The 22,166-nt window shown below is 66.2% G+C and carries 22 protein-coding genes and 1 pseudogene; 18 read left to right on the top strand and 5 right to left on the bottom strand.

Going from position 1 to position 22,166, the window contains the following annotated elements; all coding sequences use genetic code 11:
* The first annotated feature begins 56 nt into the window (after positions 1 to 56).
* Positions 57 to 920, top strand: a complete 864-nt coding sequence (locus tag AAW51_RS25055) for an aldose 1-epimerase (protein ID WP_047198275.1) — start codon at positions 57 to 59, stop codon at positions 918 to 920.
* Positions 920 to 1,834: an SMP-30/gluconolactonase/LRE family protein gene (locus AAW51_RS25050; protein ID WP_047196802.1), complete on the top strand. Its 915-nt coding sequence runs from the start codon at positions 920 to 922 to the stop codon at positions 1,832 to 1,834. Before AAW51_RS25055 ends, AAW51_RS25050 begins: the two co-directional genes overlap by 1 nt.
* 57 nt (positions 1,835 to 1,891) lie before the next feature.
* Here the strand turns inward: AAW51_RS25050 and AAW51_RS25045 are convergent, their stop codons facing one another.
* Positions 1,892 to 2,449, bottom strand: a complete 558-nt coding sequence (locus tag AAW51_RS25045; RefSeq protein WP_047198274.1) for a DUF2062 domain-containing protein — start codon at positions 2,447 to 2,449, stop codon at positions 1,892 to 1,894.
* 552 nt (positions 2,450 to 3,001) lie between these two features.
* On the opposite strand from AAW51_RS25045, the gene AAW51_RS25040 reads away from it, so the two are divergent.
* The 9 genes from AAW51_RS25040 (at position 3,002) to AAW51_RS25000 (ending at position 10,381) form a co-directional block, all read left to right on the top strand.
* Positions 3,002 to 3,565: an ATP synthase subunit I gene (locus AAW51_RS25040; RefSeq protein WP_238947691.1), complete on the top strand. Its 564-nt coding sequence runs from the start codon at positions 3,002 to 3,004 to the stop codon at positions 3,563 to 3,565.
* Between the two features lie 73 nt (positions 3,566 to 3,638).
* Positions 3,639 to 4,511 carry a F0F1 ATP synthase subunit A gene (gene atpB / locus AAW51_RS25035; protein WP_047196800.1) on the top strand — a complete coding sequence of 291 codons (873 nt, stop codon included), beginning with the start codon at positions 3,639 to 3,641 and terminating at the stop codon, positions 4,509 to 4,511.
* 70 nt (positions 4,512 to 4,581) lie between these two features.
* Entirely contained in the window at positions 4,582 to 4,830 is a 249-nt protein-coding gene (gene atpE, locus AAW51_RS25030; protein ID WP_047196799.1) for a F0F1 ATP synthase subunit C, read from the top strand.
* A 50-nt stretch (positions 4,831 to 4,880) separates the two neighbouring features.
* Positions 4,881 to 5,351 carry a F0F1 ATP synthase subunit B gene (locus AAW51_RS25025; RefSeq protein ID WP_047196798.1) on the top strand — a complete coding sequence of 157 codons (471 nt, stop codon included), beginning with the start codon at positions 4,881 to 4,883 and terminating at the stop codon, positions 5,349 to 5,351.
* Positions 5,352 to 5,353: 2 nt separating this feature from the next.
* Positions 5,354 to 5,887, top strand: a complete 534-nt coding sequence (locus AAW51_RS25020; RefSeq protein ID WP_047196797.1) for a F0F1 ATP synthase subunit delta — start codon at positions 5,354 to 5,356, stop codon at positions 5,885 to 5,887.
* A 104-nt stretch (positions 5,888 to 5,991) separates the two neighbouring features.
* A complete protein-coding gene (gene atpA, locus AAW51_RS25015) occupies positions 5,992 to 7,530 on the top strand; it encodes a F0F1 ATP synthase subunit alpha (protein ID WP_047196796.1) in 1,539 nt (512 codons plus the stop codon).
* A 24-nt stretch (positions 7,531 to 7,554) separates the two neighbouring features.
* On the top strand, positions 7,555 to 8,427 hold the full coding sequence (atpG, locus tag AAW51_RS25010; protein ID WP_047196795.1) for a F0F1 ATP synthase subunit gamma: 873 nt from the start codon (positions 7,555 to 7,557) through the stop codon (positions 8,425 to 8,427).
* Between the two features lie 48 nt (positions 8,428 to 8,475).
* Entirely contained in the window at positions 8,476 to 9,855 is a 1,380-nt protein-coding gene (gene atpD / locus AAW51_RS25005; protein ID WP_047196794.1) for a F0F1 ATP synthase subunit beta, read from the top strand.
* A gap of 109 nt (positions 9,856 to 9,964) precedes the next feature.
* On the top strand, positions 9,965 to 10,381 hold the full coding sequence (locus tag AAW51_RS25000) for a F0F1 ATP synthase subunit epsilon (protein WP_047196793.1): 417 nt from the start codon (positions 9,965 to 9,967) through the stop codon (positions 10,379 to 10,381).
* A 158-nt stretch (positions 10,382 to 10,539) separates the two neighbouring features.
* On the opposite strand, the gene AAW51_RS24995 is transcribed toward AAW51_RS25000, so the two are convergent.
* The 4 genes from AAW51_RS24995 to AAW51_RS24980 all read right to left on the bottom strand — a co-directional run bounded on the left by AAW51_RS24995 (position 10,540) and on the right by AAW51_RS24980 (position 13,188).
* Positions 10,540 to 11,004, bottom strand: coding sequence for a RidA family protein (locus AAW51_RS24995; protein ID WP_047196792.1), 465 nt, complete (start codon positions 11,002 to 11,004; stop codon positions 10,540 to 10,542).
* A 119-nt stretch (positions 11,005 to 11,123) separates the two neighbouring features.
* Positions 11,124 to 11,633, bottom strand: coding sequence for a TPM domain-containing protein (locus tag AAW51_RS24990; RefSeq protein ID WP_047196791.1), 510 nt, complete (start codon positions 11,631 to 11,633; stop codon positions 11,124 to 11,126).
* A gap of 18 nt (positions 11,634 to 11,651) precedes the next feature.
* The gene (locus AAW51_RS24985) at positions 11,652 to 12,578 is read right to left on the bottom strand and encodes a TPM domain-containing protein (RefSeq protein WP_053014060.1); all 927 of its coding nucleotides are present in this window, start codon (positions 12,576 to 12,578) and stop codon (positions 11,652 to 11,654) included.
* 7 nt (positions 12,579 to 12,585) lie between these two features.
* A complete protein-coding gene (locus AAW51_RS24980; RefSeq protein ID WP_047196790.1) occupies positions 12,586 to 13,188 on the bottom strand; it encodes a LemA family protein in 603 nt (200 codons plus the stop codon).
* 229 nt (positions 13,189 to 13,417) lie between these two features.
* Between AAW51_RS24980 and hemE the strand changes: the two genes are divergently transcribed.
* The 7 genes and pseudogenes from hemE to AAW51_RS24940 all read left to right on the top strand — a co-directional run bounded on the left by hemE (position 13,418) and on the right by AAW51_RS24940 (position 21,355).
* Complete coding sequence (gene hemE / locus AAW51_RS24975) at positions 13,418 to 14,509, top strand: uroporphyrinogen decarboxylase (protein ID WP_047198272.1); 1,092 nt, start codon at positions 13,418 to 13,420, stop codon at positions 14,507 to 14,509.
* Positions 14,510 to 14,859: 350 nt separating this feature from the next.
* The gene (locus AAW51_RS24970; RefSeq protein ID WP_047196789.1) at positions 14,860 to 16,938 is read left to right on the top strand and encodes a primosomal protein N'; all 2,079 of its coding nucleotides are present in this window, start codon (positions 14,860 to 14,862) and stop codon (positions 16,936 to 16,938) included.
* 140 nt (positions 16,939 to 17,078) lie between these two features.
* Positions 17,079 to 18,356, top strand: a complete 1,278-nt coding sequence (locus AAW51_RS24965; RefSeq protein ID WP_157360029.1) for a hypothetical protein — start codon at positions 17,079 to 17,081, stop codon at positions 18,354 to 18,356.
* Positions 18,357 to 18,440: 84 nt separating this feature from the next.
* Positions 18,441 to 18,812, top strand: a complete 372-nt coding sequence (locus tag AAW51_RS24960; protein ID WP_047196787.1) for a cupin domain-containing protein — start codon at positions 18,441 to 18,443, stop codon at positions 18,810 to 18,812.
* A gap of 233 nt (positions 18,813 to 19,045) precedes the next feature.
* Positions 19,046 to 19,816 carry an IS5 family transposase gene (locus tag AAW51_RS29515; RefSeq protein ID WP_083438742.1) on the top strand — a complete coding sequence of 257 codons (771 nt, stop codon included), beginning with the start codon at positions 19,046 to 19,048 and terminating at the stop codon, positions 19,814 to 19,816.
* A 182-nt stretch (positions 19,817 to 19,998) separates the two neighbouring features.
* Positions 19,999 to 20,205, top strand: a pseudogene (locus AAW51_RS30220) (transposase domain-containing protein); the annotation flags it as partial.
* A protein-coding gene (locus tag AAW51_RS24940; protein ID WP_157360028.1) for an IS3 family transposase occupies positions 20,202 to 21,355 on the top strand; the annotation gives its coding sequence in 2 pieces (ribosomal slippage) (positions 20,202 to 20,460 and positions 20,460 to 21,355; 1,155 coding nt in all). The pseudogene AAW51_RS30220 and the gene AAW51_RS24940, both read left to right, overlap by 4 nt.
* The last annotated feature ends 811 nt before the right edge of the window (positions 21,356 to 22,166 follow it).

The following is a 22,166-nucleotide window of genomic DNA, read 5'->3' as shown; positions in this document are numbered from 1 at the left end:
AGCTGCAAGGCGACGGCGCCGGCATGCAGGCGCCGCAGCACACCAACGGAGACACCATGACCTCAACCCCTGACGGCCTCGAACTGCGGGCGGGTCCGCTGCGGCTGGCGCTGCGCCCCGATGTGGGCGGCAGCATTGCTGGCCTTTGGCACCATGACCTGCCCGTCCTGCGCTCGATCGAGCCCGGGGCCCTGAGCAACGCCCGCGCCGCCGGTGCCTACGCACTGGTGCCGTACTCCAACCGCATCGGGTATAGCCGCTTCCCGTGGGCCGGCCGCACCTGGTCGACGCGGCCGAACTTCGACGACTCCCGGCATTCGGTGCACGGCGTGGGCTACCAGCGCGCCTGGGAAGTGGTCGCCAGCGACACGTCGAGCGCCACGCTGCGGCTGCACCATCGGCCCGACGAGGACTGGCCGTTCGAATTCGAGGCCGTGCACCAGATCGAGCTGGGCGAGTCCGGCCTGTCGCTGGGCCTGACGCTGACCAACCGCGGCGACGCCGAGGCACCGTTCGGCCTTGGCTGGCATCCGCACTTTCCCAAGCGCACGCGCAGCCGCATCCACGCGGAGCTGAGCGGCCGCTGGGACCTCGACGAGGCGCTGCTGCCGGTGCGGCACGTGGTGCAGCAGCACGGCATCGACGGCGACGTGGCCCATCTGCGCTACGACAACGTCTTCACCGGCTGGCAGCAATCGGCGCGCATCCGCGACGAGCGGTTCTCGATGCTGCTCACCTCGTCGTTGCCGTATCTGGTCGTCTACACGCCCGAGCTGTACGACTTCTATTGTGTGGAGCCGGTCAGCCACGTCAGCAACGCGTTGAACCTGGACGACCCGAGCGGGCACGGCGTCGTCTCGCTGGCGCCGGGCGCGTCGACCAGCGCCTGGATGAAGCTGCAGATCGAGGAGGCCCGCTGATGACAGAGCCGCTGTATGAGGCGCGCGTCGCGGTGGAGCAACCCGCGGTGCTGGGTGAATCGCCCGTGTGGCACCCGGACGAACAGGCGCTCTACTACTGCGACATCGCCGGCCACCAGTTGCGCCGCTTCGACCCGCACACGCACACGCTCGACACCTGGACCTTCGACACCAACGTCTGCCACTGCGCGCCGACACCAAAAGGCGGCGTGGTGTTGGCGATGCGCGACGGCCTGTGGCGTTTCGATCTCCGGCGCGGTCAGCGCGAGGCGATCGTGTCGCCGCCGCCTTACGACCCGGCGCAGGAGCGCTTCAACGACGGCAAGAGCGACCCGGCGGGCCGGCTCTGGTCCGGCACGATCTACGAGCCACGCAAGCCGCCGCTGGCGGCGCTCTACCGGCTCGACGTGGACGGCGTTCTGACACGCCAGGCCGACGGCCTGACCGTGTGCAACGGCATCGCCTGGAGTCCCGATGCGCGCCGCATGTACTGGAGCGACACCACCAGCCACACCGTCTTCGTGTCCGACTTCGATCTAGAGCGGGGTTCGGTCGCCAACACCCGCGTGTTCGCACGCTTCGACCTGAAGCGTGAAGGCCAGTCGCTCGACGACTACGGTGGGCGACCCGACGGCGCCGCGGTGGACGTCGAGGGCAACTACTGGACGGCGATGTTCGAAGGGTCGCGGCTGTTGCAGCTGTCGCCCGAGGGCGCCGTGTTGCGTGAAGTGCGCTTGCCGGTACGGTGCCCGACGATGCCCTGCTTCGGCGGTGCCGACCTCAAGACGCTGTACGTCACCACCTCGCGCGAGAAGCGTCCCGCCGAAGAACTCGCTGCGCAGCCGGCAGCCGGCTGCGTGCTCGCGTTGCGTGTGGAGGTGCCCGGCCTGCCGGCGAATCGTTGCAAGGTTTGAGCGCGGCGCACTTCGGCAAGGGGCCGAAGGGTGTTGCGCTGCCGGCCGTGTCGACGATCAGGACGGCTGTGACACCGACGCGGCACCACGACGGCGCTGCTGCGCGCGTGCCTTGAGCCGACGCGACAGCCTGAAGCGCCAGACCATCTTGACGCCGACATAGCCGACCGCTGCGCCGACCGTCGCGAACAGTCCCATGCCGACCGCAGCCGGCAGACCGATCGCCTGCAGCAACTCGATCACCCCGGCGCCGTCGCCAGGCAACTGCGGCGGCGGCGCCTGCACCAGCACACTGCCCACCTGGTACGCGAGCCACAACCAGCCGCCCACCGTGAGCGGGTTGGTGATGAAGGTGATGGCCGCGGCCACCGGAATGTTGGCGCGCCACCAAACGCAGTGCACGGTGGCGAACAGGATCTGCGCCACGGGCACGATGAAGGCCCAGAACATCCCCACTGCGACACCACGTGCCACCGACTCGCCGCGCATGCGCCACAGCTCGGGCGCGAGGACATGAGTGGCGACGGGGCGCAGCCAACGACTGCGCGCAAGCTCCTCACGCTGGGGCAGTTGATTTCTCAGCCGGCGAGCCAGCAGTGCCTTCATCGACGTCATGGCCTGCATCCTCTCATGACCTGGGTCACCTTGCGAGTCTTTCGCGGCTGACTCACATCGTCATGTTTTGCTGCAGCCCTGCGACGAAGCCGGGCGTCAGCACGATGCGAGGACGATGCGCAACGAGTGTGAAGAGGTGCTGCCGGAGTCGGTGCAGACGGGGTACCTGGATGGACGCGGGTTTGGGGTACCTGGATGAGCACGGGTTTCCACGTATAATTCCGCGGATTTGCCGCAACCAGCTTGTAACCGTTTGGTCGGGGCGACTTCCGCAAGCGACGCCGGGCCACAAGCCGCGGGGCATCGGTTGGAAGAAGGCTTGGAAGAAGGGTTGGAAGAACAGTCTGGAGGCGGTCGGGTGGACGACCGGCAGCGCCGACCGGGCGATCGACACTCCTGGGGACAGGAATGTCGGCAGCGCGGACAGCGACGTCGACCAAGGTGTTGGTCACTGGAGTTACAGCGACGGACACATTGGCGGGGCCGGCTTCGAGCGGAGGCGCCGCAACAGGTGTTACGTCGCTTGAGCGCGCTTCGCCAGGTGGTTTGCGGGTGTCTGCCAACCAAGGGGCAGATGAGCGGACAGCCGAGCGAAGGGTGGCAGGAGTGATGGGCAAGGCAGTGAGCGCGGAGGGAGGCAACCGTTCTGATTGGGACTCTGATCAGGATGTGGTCGCCGAGCCGGATTTCAAGCCCCTGACGCGCGAGCAGGCGCAGGCCTTGAGAGGCCAGTTGCCGCCGCTGCTGTCGCCGTGGCGCATCGTCGGCGTGCAAGCCGCGATGGGTCTGGCGGTGACGCTGGTCTGGTGGGCCGCAAGCTCGCGGGCCGGCGTGGCAGGGTCGGCGCTGTATGGCGCCGCTGCCACCGTGGTGCCGGGCGCCTTGATGGCGCGTGGCATGACGCGGGGACTCTCAGGGTCGAGCCCGGGCACTGCGGTGCTGGGTTTCATGCTGTGGGAGTTTGTGAAGATATTCGTGGCAGTGGTCATGTTGGTGGCCGCTCCCAGAGTCGTGCCGGACCTGAGCTGGCCAGCCCTGCTGGTCACGATGGTCGTGTGCATGAAGGCAAGTTGGCTGGCGCTGTTGTGGCAGCGCCGGTCGAAAAAAAGCGCGTAGAGACAACGCCGGGCAGCGCAACGCTGCGCGGCGTAAGACTGCGTAGAGACGACAACCGTTCGAGAGAAGACCGATGGCTGCCGAAGGACAAGTTCCCTCCCCGGGTGATTACATCACCCACCACCTGAGTCACTTCCAGAACCAAAAGCAGACGAGCATCGCCGACTTCTCGGCGATCAACTACGACTCGCTGTTCTGGTCGATCACACTCGGTCTGCTGACCGTGTTCGTGCTCTGGCTCGGCGCCCGCAAGGCGACCTCCGGCGCGCCGGGGCGCTTCCAGGGTTTCATCGAGTTGCTGGTCGAGATGGTCGACACCCAGGCGCGCGGCATCGTGCACAACGCCGAGTCGCGCAAGCTGGTGGCCCCGGTGGCGCTCACCGTGTTCGTGTGGATCTTCTTCATGAACGCGATGGACTTGCTGCCGGTCGACCTGCTGCCGATGCTGTGGACCAACGCCTATGAGGCCGCCGGCCACGATCCGCACCACGCCTACATGCGCGTCGTGCCGACCGCCGACCTGTCGATCACGCTGGGCCTGTCGTTCAGCGTGCTGCTGCTGTGCCTGTTCTACAACATGAAGATCAAGGGTGTCGGCGGCTGGATCAAGGAGCTGTTCACGGCGCCTTTCCATGCGCACGGCCTTGCCGCGATCGCGCTGGCCCCGGCCAACTTCTTCCTGAACATCGTGGAGTTCGGCGCCAAGACCATCTCTCACGGCATGCGGCTGTGGGGCAACATGTACGCCGGCGAGCTGGTGTTCATGCTGATCGCCTTGATGGGCATGGCCGGCCTCGCCTCGCTGGGCGGCGCCTTCCTGTGGATCGGCCATGTGCTGGCCGGCACCGCCTGGGCCATCTTCCACATCCTGATCATCACGCTGCAGGCCTTCATCTTCATGATGCTGACGCTGGTGTACATCGGACAAGCCCACGAAGGCCATTGATCCTGCGTTCGTTGCGTCCGTTTCCGTTTTCTTTTCCGTTCGTCAAACCACTTCAAAACTAGGAGTAATCATGGAACAAGTGTTGGGTTATGTCGCGATCGCTTGCGGGATGATCATCAGCTTCGGCGCTATCGGTGCCTGTATCGGTATCGCGCTGATGGGTGGTAAGTACCTCGAAGCGTCGGCTCGCCAACCCGAGCTGATGAACGAACTGCAGACCAAGATGTTCCTGCTGGCCGGTCTGATCGACGCCGCGTTCCTGATCGGTGTCGGTGTGGCCATGCTGTTCGCGTTCGCCAACCCCTTCGTGATCAGGTAATCGGCTTTTCTCGCAGTCTTCAATTTCTGTAAACGAGAAAGGTCCGAGCCGTGAATCTGAACGCTACCCTTTGGGCGCAGATGGTGGTCTTCGGGATCCTGGTGTGGTTCACGATGAAATTCGTGTGGCCCCCGATCACGAAGGCGCTGGATGAGCGCGCCCGGAAGATTGCGGACGGTCTGGCTGCCGCCGACAAGGCGAAAGCCGACCTGGCCGACGCCAACAAGCGTGTCGAAGCGCAGCTCGCCCAAACCCGCGAAGAAGCCACTCAGCGCCTGGGCGACGCCGAAAAGCGCGCCCAGTCGATCGTCGACGAGGCCAAGAAACGGGCCGAAGCCGAGTACGCCAAGATCGTCGCCAACGCGAAGACCGAGGCCGATCAGCTGGTGATCCAGGCGCGTGAAGCGCTGCGCGAGCAAGTGGCGGTGCTGGCCGTCAAAGGTGCCGAGCAGATCCTTCGGCGGGAAGTCAATGCCGGCGTCCACGCCGACTTGCTGTCCCGTCTGAAAACCGAGCTTTGACCATGGCTGAGCTGGCAACCATCGCGCGTCCCTATGCGCAAGCCGTTTTCGAAGCGGCCCGCACCGGTGACATGAACCAGTGGGCTGCCGAGGTGGACACCTTGGCCGCCATTGCCGCCCAGCCGCAGCTACGCGAGTTTGCGGACAACCCCAAGGTGGCGCCCACGCAGGTGCTCGAAGTGTTCACTTCGATGCCCGGCGTGACGCTGTCCGAGGGCGTGCGCAACCTGCTTCGCACCCTGATCGAGAACGGGCGGCTCGCTGCCCTGCCGGAGATCGCCACGCAGTTCCGCGCCTTGAAGAACGCCCACTCGGGGGTCGTCGACGCGAAGGTCTACAGCGCCTTCCCGATCGACAACGCCCAGCTCGCGGATCTGATGAGCTCGCTCGAACGGCGTTTCGGCCGCAAGCTGATCGCCAGTGTCGAGGTCGAGCCGGAACTGATCGGTGGTGTGCGCGTGGTGGTCGGCGATGAGGTGCTCGACACCTCGGTCAAGGCCCGCTTGGAACGCATGAAGGCCGCGCTGGTCGCCTGAGACCCGCGTCGCTTCGATGAACATCCGGGCGCGAGTCCGGGGCAGCCAAGTCCTGGCGACGGGGGGTATCGTCCCCCCGGGCCGGACAAGACTGGGAGAAAGCAATGCAACTGAATCCCGCAGAAATTTCTGAACTGATCAAGAGCCGCATCGAGGGTCTCGGTGGGCAAGCGGACATCCGCAACCAGGGCACGGTGGTGTCCGTGACGGACGGCATCGTGCGCGTGCACGGCCTGTCCGACGTGATGGCGGGCGAGATGCTCGAGTTCCCGGGCAACACCTTCGGCCTTGCCCTGAACCTCGAGCGCGACTCCGTCGGCGCGGTGATTCTGGGCGAGTACGAGCACATCACCGAAGGCGACACGGTGAAGTGCACCGGCCGCATTCTCGAAGTCCCCGTCGGCCCCGAACTGGTCGGCCGCGTCGTCAACGCGCTGGGCCAGCCGATCGACGGCAAGGGCCCGATCAACGCCAAGATGAACTCGCCGATCGAAAAGATCGCCCCGGGCGTGATCGCACGCCAGAGCGTGTCGCAGCCGATGCAGACCGGCATCAAGTCGATCGACTCGATGGTGCCGATCGGCCGTGGCCAGCGCGAGCTGATCATCGGCGACCGTCAGACCGGCAAGTCCGCCGTGGCGATTGATGCCATCATCAATCAAAAAGGCCAGGACATGATCTGCATCTACGTCGCCATCGGCCAGAAGGCGTCGTCGATCAAGAACGTGGTGCGTGCCCTCGAAGCCAACGGCGCGATGGACTACACCATCGTCGTGGCCGCCTCGGCCGCCGAGTCGGCCGCGATGCAATACGTGTCGGCCTACTCGGGCTGCACGATGGGCGAGTACTTCCGCGACCGCGGCCAGGATGCCCTGATCGTCTATGACGACCTGTCCAAGCAGGCCGTGGCCTATCGCCAGATCTCGCTGCTGCTGCGCCGCCCGCCGGGCCGCGAAGCCTTCCCCGGCGACGTGTTCTATCTCCACAGCCGTCTGCTCGAGCGTGCCGCTCGCGTGAACCCCGAGTACGTCGAGAAGTTCACCAACGGCGCCGTGAAGGGCAAGACCGGTTCGCTGACCGCGCTGCCCATCATCGAAACGCAGGCCGGCGACGTGTCCGCGTTCGTGCCGACCAACGTGATCTCGATCACCGACGGCCAGATCTTCCTGGAAACCAGCCTGTTCAACGCCGGCGTTCGCCCCGCGATCAACGCCGGTATCTCGGTGTCGCGCGTCGGTGGTGCCGCGCAGACCAAGCTGGTGAAGGGCCTGTCCGGCGGTATCCGTACCGATCTGGCGCAGTACCGTGAACTGGCCGCCTTCGCGCAGTTCGCCTCCGACCTCGACGAAGCCACCCGCCGTCAGCTCGACCGCGGCGCCCGCGTGACCGAGCTGCTGAAGCAGCCCCAGTACTCGCCGCTGCCGATCTCGCTGATGGGCGCGACGCTGTACGCGGTCAACAAGGGCTACCTGGACGACGTGGACGTCAAGAAGGTGCTCGCCTTCGAAGCGGGTCTGCACCAGTACCTGAAGACCAGCCACGCCGCGTTGCTGGCGAAGCTGGACAAGGACAAGGCCATGGACAAGGACGCGGAAGCCGAACTGCAAGGCGCGATCCAGGCGTTCAAGAAGTCCTTCGCCTGATCCTCACCAACAAGGAGTTCCGTCATGGCGGCAGGCAAGGAAATACGCGGCAAGATCAAATCGGTGGAGAACACCAAGAAGATCACCAAGGCCATGGAGATGGTCGCCGCGTCGAAGATGCGCAAGGCGCAGGACCGCATGCGTGCGGCCCGGCCTTACGCCGACAAGGTCCGCAACGTCACGGCGAACCTGTCCCAGGCCAACCCTGACTACGTGCCCCCGTTCCTGCAGCAGAACAGCGGCACCGGCCAGGTCGGCATCATCGTCGTGACCACCGACAAGGGGCTGTGCGGCGGCCTGAACACCAACATCCTGCGCGCCACGACGGCCAAGCTCAAGGAACTGGAAGCCCAGGGCCTGAAAGTGCAGACCGTTGCGATCGGCAGCAAGGGTGCGGGTTTCCTGAACCGCGTCGGCGCCAGGGTCGTCTCGCAGGTGACCCAGCTGGGCGACAAGCCGCATCTCGACCGCCTGATCGGGCCGGTCAAGTCGGTCATCGACCAGTACGCCGAGGGCAAGCTGGACACCGTCTACCTCTGCTACACCCGCTTCATCAACACGATGAAGCAGGAGCCGGTGGTGGAGCAGCTGCTGCCGTTGTCGGCCGCGCATCTGAAGGCCGACAGCACCAACGAGCATGCCTGGGACTACATCTACGAACCGGATGCACCGACGGTGATCGACGAGCTGCTGCGGCGCTACCTCGAGGCACTGGTCTACCAGGCCGTGGCCGAGAACATGGCGTCGGAGCAATCGGCGCGCATGGTGGCGATGAAGGCAGCGACCGACAACGCCGGCAACCTGATCGGCGAGCTGAAGCTCGAATACAACAAGACGCGCCAGGCGGCGATCACGAAGGAACTCTCCGAGATCGTCAGCGGGGCCGCGGCGGTCTGACGCGCCGGGTCTGAAGCATCCAACGAATATTGATTGAAGGAACGAAAAATGGCTGAAGGCAAGATCGTTCAGTGCATCGGCGCCGTGGTGGACGTTGAGTTTCCGCGCAATGCCATGCCCAAGGTGTACGACGCCTTGAAGATGGAAGGCAGCGCGCTGACGCTCGAAGTGCAGCAGCAGCTGGGCGACGGCGTGGTGCGCACGATCGCGCTGGGCTCGTCCGACGGCCTGCGCCGCGGCATGATGGTGCAGAACACCAACGCGCCGATCACGGTGCCGGTGGGCAAGGCCACGCTGGGCCGCATCATGGACGTGCTGGGCAACCCGATCGACGAAGCCGGCCCGGTGAACGCCGAGCTGAGCGCGTCGATCCACCGCAAGGCCCCCGCCTATGACGAGCTGAGCCCGTCGCAGGACCTGCTCGAAACCGGCATCAAGGTGATCGACCTGATCTGCCCGTTCGCCAAGGGCGGCAAGGTGGGTCTGTTCGGTGGCGCCGGCGTCGGCAAGACCGTGAACATGATGGAGCTGATCAACAACATCGCCAAGCAGCACTCGGGCTTGTCGGTGTTCGCCGGTGTGGGCGAGCGGACCCGTGAAGGGAACGACTTCTACCACGAGATGAAAGACTCCAACGTGCTCGACAAGGTCGCGATGGTGTACGGCCAGATGAACGAGCCCCCGGGCAACCGTCTGCGCGTCGCCCTGACCGGCCTGACGATTGCCGAGTCGTTCCGCGACGAAGGCCGCGACGTGCTGTTCTTCGTGGACAACATCTACCGCTACACCCTGGCCGGTACCGAAGTGTCCGCGCTGCTGGGCCGCATGCCGTCGGCGGTGGGCTACCAGCCGACGCTGGCCGAGGAAATGGGCCGTCTGCAAGAGCGCATCACGTCGACCAAGATCGGCTCGATCACCTCGATCCAAGCCGTCTACGTGCCGGCGGATGACTTGACCGACCCGTCGCCTGCCACCACCTTCGCCCACTTGGACGCCACCGTCGTGCTGTCGCGTGACATCGCTTCGCTGGGGATCTACCCCGCGGTCGACCCGCTCGACTCCACCAGCCGCCAGGTCGACCCGAACGTGGTGGGCGACGAGCACTACTCGACGACCCGTGCGGTGCAGGCCATCCTGCAGCGCTACAAGGAACTGCGCGACATCATCGCGATCCTGGGCATGGACGAGCTGTCGCCGGAAGACAAGCTGGCCGTGGCACGTGCCCGCAAGATCCAGCGTTTCCTGTCGCAGCCTTTCCACGTCGCGGAAGTGTTCACCGGCTCGCCCGGCAAGTACGTCCCGCTGAAGGAAACCATCCGCGGCTTCAACATGATCGTCAACGGCGAGTGCGACAGCCTCCCCGAGCAGGCCTTCTACATGGTCGGCACCATCGACGAGGCCTTCGAGAAAGCCAAGACGCTGCAGTAACAAGCGCCGTCCCCGGCGCTGCGGCACGCACGGCCCACGTCCGTCCGTCTGCAGCGCCGAGGTCACTTGCTACTCGCACTGTCTTGTCCCCCCGTAGGGAGCTGGAAATATGGCAACCATACAAGTCGACGTCGTGTCCGCCGAAGAGCTGATCTTCTCGGGCCCGGCCAAGTTCGTCGCGCTCCCCGGTGAAGCGGGCGAGCTGGGCATCCTGCCCCAGCACACGCCGCTGATCACCCGCATCCGCCCGGGTGCGGTGCGCATCGAGCGGGCCGACAACGGCGAGGAAGAGTTCGTGTTCGTCGCCGGCGGCATCCTCGAGGTGCAGCCGCACGGCGTGACCGTGCTGGCCGACACCGCGATCCGCGGCAAGGACCTCGACGAAGCCAAGGCCACCGAGGCCAAGCGCCTGGCCGAAGAAGCGATGAAAAACGCCAAGAGCGACATCGACTTCGCCAAGGCCCAGAGCGAATTCGCCGCGATGGCCGCGCAAATCGCCGCGCTGCGGAAGTTCCGCCGCAAGTGAGCTGATACCGATCATTGCAGGGTGCCGTGGCGCAAGCCGCGACACTGCAGATCGTCCCCTACAACGCCCGCCCGGCCCCGCCGGCGGGCGTTGTGCTTTCACGAAGTCGTCAACCCTGGTGCCGTGGCGCGGGCCATCCAGTGGCCCGCGCCGTGTTGCTACTCGAACGCGACCACCGCCTCGATTTCAACGGCGAATCCCTTGGGCAGCGAGCCCACGCCGATGGCAGATCGGCTGTGTTCACCGCGCTCGCCGAGGACTGCGACCAGAAGATCCGAGCAGCCGTTGATGACCTCCGTGTGCTCGGTGAAGTCGGGCACGGCGTTGACCATGCCGAAGACCTTCACGACACGTTGCACCCGCTCGAGGCTGCCGAGGGCGTCTTTGATGAGGGCCAGCAGGTACAGCGCCACCTCTCGGGCATGTTGCTGCGCCTGCGCCACCGAGACCTCGGCGCCGACCTTCGGCACCGGGCCGCCGTGCTCCCTCAGCGGCGCGCCCTTGCCGGAGAGATAGAGCACGGAGCCGTGGATCACGTAAGGGCGAAAGTTGCCGCGTGGTGCGGTCACGGGCGGCAACACGAGGCCTAGCGCTTGGAGGCGTTGTTCAGCGGTGAGTGTCATCGGGCCAGTGTAGCCAGTGGCTCCGGTCCGAGCTGTTGGCCGACGATGGCCGGTCGCCGCTGAACCGATGGGGCGGACAGCCGTTCGACGACAGCAGGCGACGCGGCCACGCGACCGCCTCACACCATGTGCGGCCGATTCGCCAACTCGTCGACGTTGTGCGCCCCTTCGACCACCGGGAAGTGCTGCACCAGCAGGGCGGTGACCGCGTCGACTGCCGCGTTCAGCGCCTCTTCGCTGCGCCCCTCGCGCAGCGCCTGCGACATCTGCTGCACGATGCGGTCCCACTCGGCTTGTGGCACCCGCCTCGCCACCCCGCGGTCGGCGACGATCTCGATGCGGTGTTCCACCAGCAGCAAATAGATCAGCACACCGTTGTTGTCTTCGGTGTCCCAGACCTGCAGCTTGCCGAACATCGCCAGCGCCCGCTCGCGCGCGGTGGCATCGCGCCACAGGTAACGCCACGGCAATCCGCCTTCGATGCACAACCGGATCTCGCCGCTGTGCCGCTTTTCGCTCTCCTGCACCCGCGCCTCCAGGCGCTTCAACGCCTCGGGGCCGATCAGCCGGCGGGTGTCGGCGTCGTCCCACCAGCGATGCCGGAGGATGCGCAACCATTTCGTGCTCATTCGGTTTCCTCCCTGGCCTCACCAGCCGCCGGACGCGCCGCCGCCGCCGAAGCTGCCACCACCCCCGGAAGAGAAGCCGCCCCCACTGCCGAAGCCGCCACCACCGCCGCCGAATCCGCCGCCCCAGATGATGGGTGTGCGGTGCCGCATGCCACGCCCGCGGCCGGGCATCGCGGCACTGCCGACCCCCATCACGAGCATCAGGATCAACGCGATGAAGGCCGCGGCGCCGGCCAGAAAGGCGCTGGCACTCAACCACCAGCTCAAGCCGCCCACCGCGCCGGCCGTCGCGAGCGAACCGAGCTTGCGTCCCAGCACGCCGCACAACACCGCGCCCACCACCGGCACGCCGATGAACAGAAACATCGCCAGGTCGCCCCACTGCATGCCTTGCTGCCCGGTGGTGGCGCCCCCGGCCGGCCCATCGGGCAGGGGCAGTCCTTCTCCGGCAATCAGCCCGTCGAGTCGGTCGACCGCCGCGTTCAGGCCGCCGGCGAAGTCACCGGCCTGGAAGGCGGGCGTGAGGACCTGGCGGATGATCCGGTCCGCCGCCAAGTCGGGCACCGCGCCTTCCAGCGCGCGGGCGACCTCGATGCGCATGCGCCGGTCGTTTTTCGCCACCACCAGCAGCAAACCGTCGCCGACCTCACGCCGGCCGATCTTCCAGGTGTCGGCCACACGGTGGGCAAACGCCGCGATGTCCTCGGGCGCCGTGGTCGGCACCATCAGCACCACCAACTGCGTGCCGCGGGTGGTCTCCAACTGCTGCAGCTTGGACTCCAACGCCGCGCGCTGCGCGTCGCTCAAAGTGCCGGTGGTGTCGATCACCCGGGCCGTCAGCGCGGGCACCGGCAGCACGCCGCCACCGCCTTGCGCGAACAACCCAGGCGCTGCCAGGCCCAGCGTCAACAGCAGCAGCGTCAGGCGAGCCCACAACGTGCGCAGCACGGGCTCACCTCGAGGCGCCGAAATCGACCTTGGGCGGCGTCGAGATCGCCGCCTCGTTGGCAACGCTGAAGTTGGGCTTGGGCTGGTAGCCGAACATCTTGCCGGTCAGGTTGGTCGGGAAGCTGCGCGCCAGCACGTTGTACTGCTGCACCGCGCCGATGTACTTGTTGCGCGCCACCGTGATGCGGTTCTCGGTGCCTTCGAGCTGCACCCGCAGGTCCTGGAAACCCTGGTTGGCCTTCAGGTTGGGGTAGTTCTCGCTGACCACCAGCAGGCGCGACAGCGCGCCGGACAGCTCGCCTTGCGCCTGTTGAAAGCGGTTGAAGGCTTCCGGGTTGTCGAGGGTCTCGGGCGACACCTGGATCGACGTCGCCTTGGCGCGCGCTTCGATCACGCGCGTCAGCGTCTCCTGCTCGAAATTGGCCTCACCTTTGACCGTCGCCACCAGGTTGGGCACCAGGTCGGCCCGCCGCTGGTACTGGTTCAAGACCTCCGACCACGAGGCCTTCACCTCTTCGTCGAGCCGCTGGAACTCGTTGTAGCCGCAACCGCCCAGACCGAGCGTGAGGCCGAGTGCCATCAACCAAGCCGCCAACATTCGTTTCATGATGTGTACTCCCGCTTTACTTGTTGCTGACTTCAGGGGGCAGGGCCGATGGGCGGCCCCGCTCGCCATATAAGGACATGCTCCCACAGTTCCAGACGGGGTTGCCACCCTGGCCGTTGCGGCAACTCAGCAAACAGCGATCCCTGGCCCGGCGGCGCCAAGCCGACTCGGGCTCGGGGCCGCGCATTCCGCCACGGCCGGGGTGGGGCTGCCTCCCTACAATGCCGAGATGTTTGCCCCGCTACAGAACGACACTTTCCTGCGCGCCTTGCTGCGCCAGCCGACCGACTACACGCCCATCTGGCTGATGCGCCAGGCGGGCCGTTACCTGCCCGAGTACAACGCGACCCGCGCCCGTGCCGGCAGCTTCATGGGGCTGGCGACCGACCCGGGCTATGCGACCGAGGTCACCCTGCAACCGCTGGAGCGCTTTCCGCTCGACGCGGCCATCCTGTTCAGCGACATCCTCACCGTGCCCGACGCCATGGGCCTGGGGCTGAGCTTCGCCGCCGGTGAAGGACCACGCTTCGCCCACCCGTTGCGCGACGAGGCCGCGGTCGCCGCACTCGAAGTGCCCGACCTCGCCAAGCTGCGCTACGTGTTCGATGCCGTCACCAGCATCCGCCGCGCGCTGCAGGGCCGGGTGCCGCTGATCGGCTTCTCCGGCAGCCCCTGGACGCTGGCCTGCTACATGGTCGAAGGCGGCGGGTCGGACGACTACCGTCTGGTCAAGAGCATGCTCTACCGCCGACCTGACTTGATGCACCGCATCCTGACGGTCAACGCCGATGCCGTGGCCGCCTATTTGAATGCGCAGATCGACGCCGGTGCGCAGGCCGTGATGATTTTCGACTCATGGGGCGGCGTGCTGGCCGACGGGGCGTTCCAGTCGTTCAGCCTGGCCTACACCGAGCGGGTGCTCAAGCAGCTGAAGCCCGAACACGAGGGGCAGCGCATCCCGCGCATCGTCTTCACCAAGGGCGGCGGCGCCTGGCTCGAGGCCATTGCCGCGCTCGACACCGACGCGGTGGGCGTCGACTGGACCGTCAACCTGGGTCATGCCCGGGCCCGCGTCGGCCACCGTGTCGCCTTGCAAGGCAACCTCGATCCGGCGGTCTTGTTCGCCGAGCCGGATCAAATCCGCGCTGAGGCCGAAAAGGCGCTCGACAGTTTCGGTCCGCTGCGCAACCCCGACGGCTCTCACGCCGGCCACATCTTCAATCTGGGTCACGGCATCAGCCAGTTCACACCGCCGGAAAGCGTCGCAGTGCTGGTCGATGCGGTCCACCGCCACTCGCGGACCTTGCGGTCTGCCCTGTAAACGCTTCCAGATTCCGCTGAACGTCAAGTTCGCGCGGTTAACCACGGAAACAGTAGCGCGGGGCTTGACTTATCCCCAAAAAACCGGGGACGAGAGCCTTGCAGCCCGGCTTGTCGCGCTGCATCACGCTTGTGAAGAAGTGCTTGCTAAGTTGTTGATTTAGAAGGGGGCCGAGAGGGTGCGTTGCAAGGCGTCAAAGCAAGCAATCGCACGCCCAGCAAGCAGTTAGAGCGCGTTTGCGCAGCTTGCCCACAAAGTTATCCACAAGAATGGTGGATAGTTCCAAAAGCCGTTTTGAATCAACTGTTTACGAGCAGGAGTTGAAGAGCTGGCAGAAATGACAGGCGTAAATGAGTGAGCTGACCCCTCCCGCCACGGTCGTTTCGGTGGCGGTCGACGCGCCCCAACACAGCGCCTTGCGCAGCGCGCTGAGCTACACCAGCGACCGGCCGTTGCCGGCTGGCACCGTTGTGCACGTGCCGCTCGGCAAGCGCACGGTGTGTGGCGTGGTGTGGCCGGCCGCGGCCGGCGACCCCCTCGGCAGCGTGCCGGGCGACGGGCCGCCGCTGGAACTGCGACCCGTTGAAGCCGCATTGAGCAGCCTGGCACCGCTGCCACACGAATGGTGCAAGTTGGTTCAATTCGCAGCGAACTATTACCAGCGCAGCCTCGGCGAGGTGGCCCTGTCGGTGTTGCCGCCCGAGCTGCGCAAATTGAACGACACGCAGCTGGCGCAGCGCTTGAAGAAGCTGCAGAAGCTCGCGCCCGCGGGCGGTCCGGCCCCGGTCCTGCCGGAGCTGACACCGGAGCAAACGCAGGCGCTGGAGGGGCTGGCCGCGGCGGATGCCGGTTCGGTGGCGCTGCTGCACGGCAGCACCGGCAGCGGCAAGACCGAGGTCTACCAGCGCCTGGTGGCCCGCAGCCTTGACGCCGGTCGGCAGGCGCTGGTGCTGGTGCCCGAAATCAACCTCACGCCGCAGCTGGAAGCGCGCTTCGCCGAGCGCTTTCCCGACCGCCTGATCGTCTCGCTGCACAGCGGTTTGACGCCGGCGCAGCGGCTGCGGCACTGGTTGGCGGCCCACCTCGGCCAGGCCGACATCGTGCTCGGCACCCGCATGGCGGTGTTCGCGTCGCTGCCGCGGCTCGGGCTGATCGTCGTCGACGAAGAGCACGACCCTTCCTACAAGAGTCAGGAGGGGGCACGCTATTCGGCACGCGACCTCGCGGTCTACCGGGGCAAGCTCGAAGGTGCGCAGGTCGTGCTCGGCTCGGCCACACCCTCGATGGAAAGCTGGCAGCAGGCCGAGCGCGGCCGCTACCTGCGGCTCTCGATGCCCGCGCGCGTCGGCGGCGGCGTGCTGCCGCAGGTGCGTTTCGTGGACATGAACCATGTGCCCAAGGACGCGGCCTACAACGCAGCCCTGTCGCCGGCGCTGGTGGCGGCCTTGCAGCGGCGCCTCGAGCGCGGCGAGCAAAGCCTGGTGCTGCTGAACCGGCGCGGCTATTCGCCGGTGCTGCAGTGCCTGGAATGCGGCTGGAAGAGCGGCTGCCCCCATTGCAGCGCGTGGCGTGTGTTCCATCGTGTCGACCGCACCTTACGTTGCCACCATTGCGGCTACACCGAGCGTGTGCCGCGCGCCTGCCCCGACTGCGGCAATGCCGACATCCAACCGGTCGGCCGAGGCACCGAGCGGCTCGAGGAACAGCTCGAGCACGCGCTCCCCGGCGCCCGCGTGGCCCGCATCGACGCCGACACCACGCGCCTCAAGGGCACGCTGGAAACGCAGCTGGCCAGCGTGCATGCCGGCGAGGTCGACGTGCTGGTGGGCACCCAGATGGTGGCCAAGGGCCACGACTTCCGACGCGTGACGCTGGTGGCCGCGGTCAACCCCGACGCGGCCCTGTTCAGCAGCGACTTCCGCGCTGGCGAGCGCCTGTTCGCCTTGCTGATGCAGGCGGCGGGACGTGCCGGGCGCGATGCCGAGCAGGCGGCGCGCAGCGAGATGCTGGTGCAGACCTGGCACCCCACCCATCCCTTGTATGCCGCCTTGCGCGGCCACGACTACACCGCCTTCGCCGCCAGCACGCTGGCCGAGCGAGAGATGGCCGCGATGCCGCCGTTTGCCCACCAAGCCCTGTTACGGGCCGAGGGGCGCACCCAGGAGATCGCGCAAGACTGGCTGGCGGCGGCCGCGGGCGCTGCCGAGGCGCTGGGCGCAGCAGATGCCGGCGTGACCTTGTATCCGCCGGTGCCGATGGCGGTCGCCCGGGTCGCCAATGTCGAACGGGCCCAGATGTTGGTGGAGTCGCCCACCCGGCCCGGGCTGCAGCGATTGCTGGCCCAGTGGATGCCCCAGCTGCATGCGCTCCGGGCCGAGCACAAGGGCCTGCTGCGCTGGGCCATCGACGTCGACCCGTTGGCGATCTGACGGGGGGCGCGAACGGCGCGATGCGCGGAGTGGCGCAGTGGCCGCGGCGGGGTTATCGTGGCGGCCCCCAACGGCCGCATGGGGGGCGCCCGAGCGCCTCCGATACCATCGGCACACGCCCGAAGGGCAGGAGGGATTGCATGTCTATGTTCGGTATGGTCGGGACTGGGCCGCATGGCCTGACCCGCATCGGCGAGGCCTGGCGCAATGGCCCGGCCCTCGTCACGCTCGTCGCCACCTTCGTCGCCGCGGCGCTGCTGATCGGTCTGGGGGCGGCCACCGGGGTCGCCCTGTTGATGTTCGTGTTCGGGTTGCTGGCCTGGGGGCTGGTCCTGCTGGGTCTGGCCGCCGCCGGGCGGCAGTTCATGGATCAGGCGCAAGGGCTGCCGGTCACCGGCAGCGCCGCCGCCTTCGGCGGCAGTCCGATGGCGGTCGCCCGCCTGCTCGGCCTCGCACTGGTGTGCTCGCTGGTGGTGGTCGCGTGGCTCGCGGTCGCGGCGCTGTTGTTGTTCTTCTGCAAGATCCCCTTGCTGGGCGGCGTGTTGCTGGTGGGCGTGGTGCCGCTGCTGGTGTTCAGCGGTGCCTTGCTGTTCCTCGGCCTCTACGTGACCTGGGGGCTGGCGGCACCGGCCCTGTTCGAGGGCCACACCCTCAAGCGTGCCTTGTCGCAGCTGTGGGCCATCATCACCGACCGGCCGCTCGAAGCCTTTTTGCGCCTGATGCTGCTGTTCGCCTTGGTCGGGCTGATCGCGGCGCTGACCATGGCCTTCATCGGGGCCGGCTTCGGCATCACCGCGGGGCTGGCCGCCAGCATCCTGGGCGGTGACATCGGCCAGATGCTGGGCGGCCCCGACATGCCCCAGGTGTCGGACTCCGTCTCGGCTGGCGGGCATTTCGGCGCCGGCCTGGGCATCGGCATCGTCTGGGCCGTGGTCGGCGCCGTGTTTGCCGCGCTGCTGCTGTACGGCCTGTGCCTGAGCTATCTGCGGCTGACTGCCGACCTTGACACGACGGCCGCCGAAGCGGCGGTCGACACGGCTTTGGCCCGCACGCGCGAGAAGGCGCAGCAGGCTGCCGAAGACGCGCGCCGGCGTGCGCAGGAGTTGCAGGCCGCCGCGCGCCAGCGGGCCGAGCAGGTGCGGCGTGGCGCGCCGGCCAGTGCCGCGCCTTCGGCCGAATCGGGCACGGTGCCCAACGCACCCTCTCCGGCGGTGGTGGCGCCGGGGGGCGACCCCCCGTTGGCCGACGATTGGGAGTCACCGCCGAAAGGCCAGGGGCCTGCCGCACCCGACGACGCGGGCGTAGGCGACGGCGTGCAGGAGCCGGGCGCCCCCGGGCTGCTCCGCTGCCCGTCCTGCAAGACGGTGGTGGCGCCGACCGACACCTTCTGCGGGGCCTGCGGCCGCAAGCTGGACTAGGGCCAGGCGCGACGATGTGTCGCGGCGGCTTGCGCGGTCTGCTAGCCTGCGCAGGCCCGTTCACCTCCATCGGCCGGAGTCTCCATGTCCAACGCCAAGTCCCCGAAACACATCGCGGCCTCTCTCACCGAACTGTGGTCGCCGCGTGTGATTGCCGAAGTCGACGACAGCTACATCAAGGTGGCGAAAGTGCAGGGCAGTCTCGCCTGGCATAGCCACGACCAGGAAGACGAACTGTTTTTCATCCTCCAGGGTCATCTTCGGATTGAAATGGACAGCGGCGCCGTCGAACTCGACGCTGGCGACATGTTCGTCGTGCCCAAGGGAGTGCGGCACAACCCGGTGGCCGAGCAAGAGTGTTTGCTCATGCTCATCGAACGCAAGACCACGCAACACACCGGGGGCGTGGTCACCGAAAAGACCCGCTCGCTGGCGGACCAGCTTCGCGCCATCTAGTGTCCTGTCTCAGAAATACGTGGCGTTTCGGCCCGCCCCGCAGGGGTTCGGCCAGATGGCGCCCTCGCAGGCTTGCCGGTCGGGGTCGATACCGCCCGGTATCGACCCCGACCGGCGCACCCGCGATCATCACCATCTGACCGAATCGAAATGCCACGTATTTCTGAGACAGGACACTAGAACCTATCTCAAAATCGTTGACGGGGTGAGGACTGGTTCAGAGAATGGCCGTCATGCTGCGGTTGAGCGATGAGCAATGGGAGCGCATCAGGGCGCACTTCCCGGAAGAGAACATTCCACCCGGGCGCCCGGGGCGCAAACCCGTCCCGACGCGGCGCGTGCTGGAAGCAGTGCTGTGGATTTTGAACACCGGAGCGCAGTGGCACATGCTGCCGCAGAGCTACCCGAACTACAAGACGGTGCATCGGCGCTTCCAGCAGTGGTGCCAGCAAGAGGTGTTGCGCGAGGTTCTGACTGAACTGGCCAACACACTGAGGGATCAAGGCGATATTGACGAGCGCGAAGCCTTCATCGACGCGACGTTTGCCTCGGCCAAGGGTGGCGGCGATGAGATTGGCCCCACCAGGCGAGGCAAGGGTGTGAAGATCATGGCGATCGTCGATCGTCACGGGCTTCCGCTGTCGGTGAGCACGCATGCGGCGAACCATCACGAGGTAACGCTCGTGCAACTGAGCTTTGACTTCTACATGATCGAAGCCAAGCCCGAACACCTGATCGGGAACAAGGCCTACGACAGCGACGATCTGGACAGCAAGCTCAAAAAGCAAGGCGTCGAGATGATTGCTCCACACCGCGGCAATCGCAAGCTCAAGACGCAGGACGGACGAGCGCTAAGACGCTACGTCCGCCGCTGGCTTGCTGAACGCTACTTCGCATGGCTGCAATGGAAGCGCCGGGTGCTCGTGCGTTGGGAGGACTACCCCGAAAACTTCCTCGGCTTCGTGCAGCTCGCCTCCATCACGATGCTGCTCAAGCGATTTTGAGATAGGTTCTAGATCTTCGAGTTGAGAGCGGATTTTGACGGCCACGTCCGGCCCAAGCGCCTCACCGGTCGTCAAAGTCCGCGCATCCGAGAAGAATCTGTCGAACATAGGTTCGAGGCGAGCGTCTGGGCAAGACGCCTTGACCGGACGCTCACGATCAATGTGCCCAGATCGGACGCCTACGTGCCAACTGGCTGTTCGCCGGCAGCTTGCGCGCGGACAAGCGAGCTGCGGCCATCATGAGCTTGATCCAGTCAGCCAAGCTCAACCACATCGACCCTTGGCACTACCTGCTCGACGCGATGGAGCGGCTGCCGACTCTGTCGTGGTCCAATCTTGATGGACACCTTGATAGGGGATTCACCCCGAAGAGGACCAAACAGAGATGAGCAAGACGACCCGGCGAACCTTCGACGCGGCATTCAAGCTGCAAGTCGTGAAGATGATTCGAGAACAAGGGCTGAGTGTCGGGCAGGTGTGCCGCGACATGAGCCTGGTGGACAGCGCCGTGCGGCGTTGGGTGGCGCAGTATGACGAGGAACAGGCAGGAGGCAGCGGCATCGGCCGGCCGCTGACGCCGGAGCAACAGCGCATACGGCAGTTGGAGGCTGAGCTGCGGCAGGCGAAGTCGGACAACGAACTGCTAAAAAAAGTCTCGGCCTTCTTCGCCCGCGAACTGAAGTGATTCATCAGATCGTGCAGCAGGAGGGGAAGGCCTGCATCAGCCAGCTGTGCCGGCTGCTGGGAATCAGCCGCTCGGGCTTCTACGCGGCGCGCCGCCGCGCAGCCCAAGACGCCGCGGTGTGCCCGGTGGGCGCGTGCGCCAAGGCCGCATTTGAGGCCAGCGGACGCAGCTACGGCAGCCGTCGGCTGAGCGCCGCGCTGAAGGCTCAGGGATGGGCCGTGGGGCGCCAGCGCGCTCGCACGCTAATGCGGCACCACCGACTGCGCCCCCGCTGGCGGCGCAAGTTCGTCCACACCACCGACAGCCGGCACGAGCTGCCGGTTGCAGCCAATGTGCTTGCCCGGCGGTTCAGGCCTGAGGCGCCGGACAGGGCTTGGGCGGGTGACATTACCTACATTCGAACGCGCAGCGGCTGGCTGTATTTAGCCGCGGTGATGGACCTGTTCTCCCGCAAGATCGTAGGCTGGGCCATGGCCGCGGACATGTCTGCTCAGCTGGTCTGTGCGGCCCTGCGTATGGCCATCGCAAGCCGCCAACCTGCGCCGGGCTTGCTCGTGCACACCGACAGAGGCAGCCAATACGCCAGCCAGGTCCATACAGAGTTGCTGGCCCGCCACGGGCTGCTGGGCAGCATGAGCCGCAAAGGCAACTGTTGGGACAACGCCGTCATCGAGCGCTTTTTCCTCAACTTGAAGATGGAGCGCGTCTGGCTACGCGACTACGCGAACCACGCCGAGGCAATGGCTGACATCGCCGACTACATCGTCGGCTTTTACAACTGCGTGCGCTTGCACTCCACGCTCGGCTACCGCTCCCCGGTCGTTCACGAGCAATTGATGGCGGCCACCCTATAAACCACGTTTTTACCTATCGGCGTGTCCGAAAAAACTGGACCACGACACTCACCCCGCAGCCCGCATCGCCGAGTTGCTGCCGCATCGCTGGACGCGACCCTCAACAGAGTGAGCCGCGACTCTGCTCAAACCGCCTTCGACCGCTCTCACTTATAGCTGATGTATGGACCGCATTCCCGGTCCTCCCCGTTGGGGCCAGCGCACGCTTGGAACCATTCAATGGGCATCCCGAAATCAGGCCCTTCTGTTCCACAGTCGCCGTCAGCCCCGTTTGCGTCGCCCACGAGCCCCCGGTATCCGGGGTTCAAGCCAGCGCCGTAATGCACGCGTACGCCCCAGGAGTCGTGCCGTTCGTCACAGGCGCTAATCCGTAGGCGGTCGCCGCTGATGACACCATAGCCGCGATCATTCGGGATGGTCGAGCGGTCCTGGGCTGACGCTGCTACCGACAGCAGCGCGAGCCCCGTGATCGACAACCCTAGGCGGACAGCATGAGTAATCGGTTCCATGTCTGGACATTTCATCAGTGCATCTCCTATCCGTTGCGTCACGCAGTCTCTCGTGGGATGGCCCGGCGCTGACGCTGCCCCCGCCCCCGCCTCTCGAGTCAGACCCAAGGTGCGCGCTGGGTAGCGAAGTTCCGCTGCGTGCCCCGTAGCAGCGAGGGCCATCAAGGATTTGTTTACGTCCCTCAAGAAGTTCGCGGCACGGTGTCGCTCCGATGCATTGCTTTGAGGGGAACATACGACAGGTTCTTCGCCCAGCTCCGTTCCATCGCTCGAACAGCGATGACGGCTCAGCAGATCACCTC

This window comes from Caldimonas brevitalea (assembly GCF_001017435.1).
GTDB lineage: Bacteria > Pseudomonadota > Gammaproteobacteria > Burkholderiales > Burkholderiaceae_C > Caldimonas > Caldimonas brevitalea.
The sequence above is the reverse complement of the archived record's forward strand: the minus strand, read 5'-3'. Positions and strand labels throughout refer to the sequence as shown.

Coding starts and splice junctions, on each gene's coding strand:
- AAW51_RS24980 (WP_047196790.1), bottom strand. CDS start 13,188: ATGAAACGAATGTTGGCGGCTTGGTTGATGGCACTCGGCCTCACGCTC.
- atpE (WP_047196799.1), top strand. CDS start 4,582: ATGGAACAAGTGTTGGGTTATGTCGCGATCGCTTGCGGGATGATCATC.
- AAW51_RS25055 (WP_047198275.1), top strand. CDS start 57: ATGACCTCAACCCCTGACGGCCTCGAACTGCGGGCGGGTCCGCTGCGG.
- AAW51_RS24990 (WP_047196791.1), bottom strand. CDS start 11,633: ATGAGCACGAAATGGTTGCGCATCCTCCGGCATCGCTGGTGGGACGAC.
- AAW51_RS25050 (WP_047196802.1), top strand. CDS start 920: ATGACAGAGCCGCTGTATGAGGCGCGCGTCGCGGTGGAGCAACCCGCG.
- atpD (WP_047196794.1), top strand. CDS start 8,476: ATGGCTGAAGGCAAGATCGTTCAGTGCATCGGCGCCGTGGTGGACGTT.
- atpB (WP_047196800.1), top strand. CDS start 3,639: ATGGCTGCCGAAGGACAAGTTCCCTCCCCGGGTGATTACATCACCCAC.
- AAW51_RS24970 (WP_047196789.1), top strand. CDS start 14,860: ATGAGTGAGCTGACCCCTCCCGCCACGGTCGTTTCGGTGGCGGTCGAC.
- AAW51_RS24965 (WP_157360029.1), top strand. CDS start 17,079: ATGTCTATGTTCGGTATGGTCGGGACTGGGCCGCATGGCCTGACCCGC.
- AAW51_RS25045 (WP_047198274.1), bottom strand. CDS start 2,449: ATGACGTCGATGAAGGCACTGCTGGCTCGCCGGCTGAGAAATCAACTG.
- AAW51_RS24960 (WP_047196787.1), top strand. CDS start 18,441: ATGTCCAACGCCAAGTCCCCGAAACACATCGCGGCCTCTCTCACCGAA.
- AAW51_RS29515 (WP_083438742.1), top strand. CDS start 19,046: ATGCTGCGGTTGAGCGATGAGCAATGGGAGCGCATCAGGGCGCACTTC.
- atpG (WP_047196795.1), top strand. CDS start 7,555: ATGGCGGCAGGCAAGGAAATACGCGGCAAGATCAAATCGGTGGAGAAC.
- AAW51_RS25000 (WP_047196793.1), top strand. CDS start 9,965: ATGGCAACCATACAAGTCGACGTCGTGTCCGCCGAAGAGCTGATCTTC.
- atpA (WP_047196796.1), top strand. CDS start 5,992: ATGCAACTGAATCCCGCAGAAATTTCTGAACTGATCAAGAGCCGCATC.
- AAW51_RS24995 (WP_047196792.1), bottom strand. CDS start 11,004: ATGACACTCACCGCTGAACAACGCCTCCAAGCGCTAGGCCTCGTGTTG.
- AAW51_RS25020 (WP_047196797.1), top strand. CDS start 5,354: ATGGCTGAGCTGGCAACCATCGCGCGTCCCTATGCGCAAGCCGTTTTC.
- hemE (WP_047198272.1), top strand. CDS start 13,418: ATGTTTGCCCCGCTACAGAACGACACTTTCCTGCGCGCCTTGCTGCGC.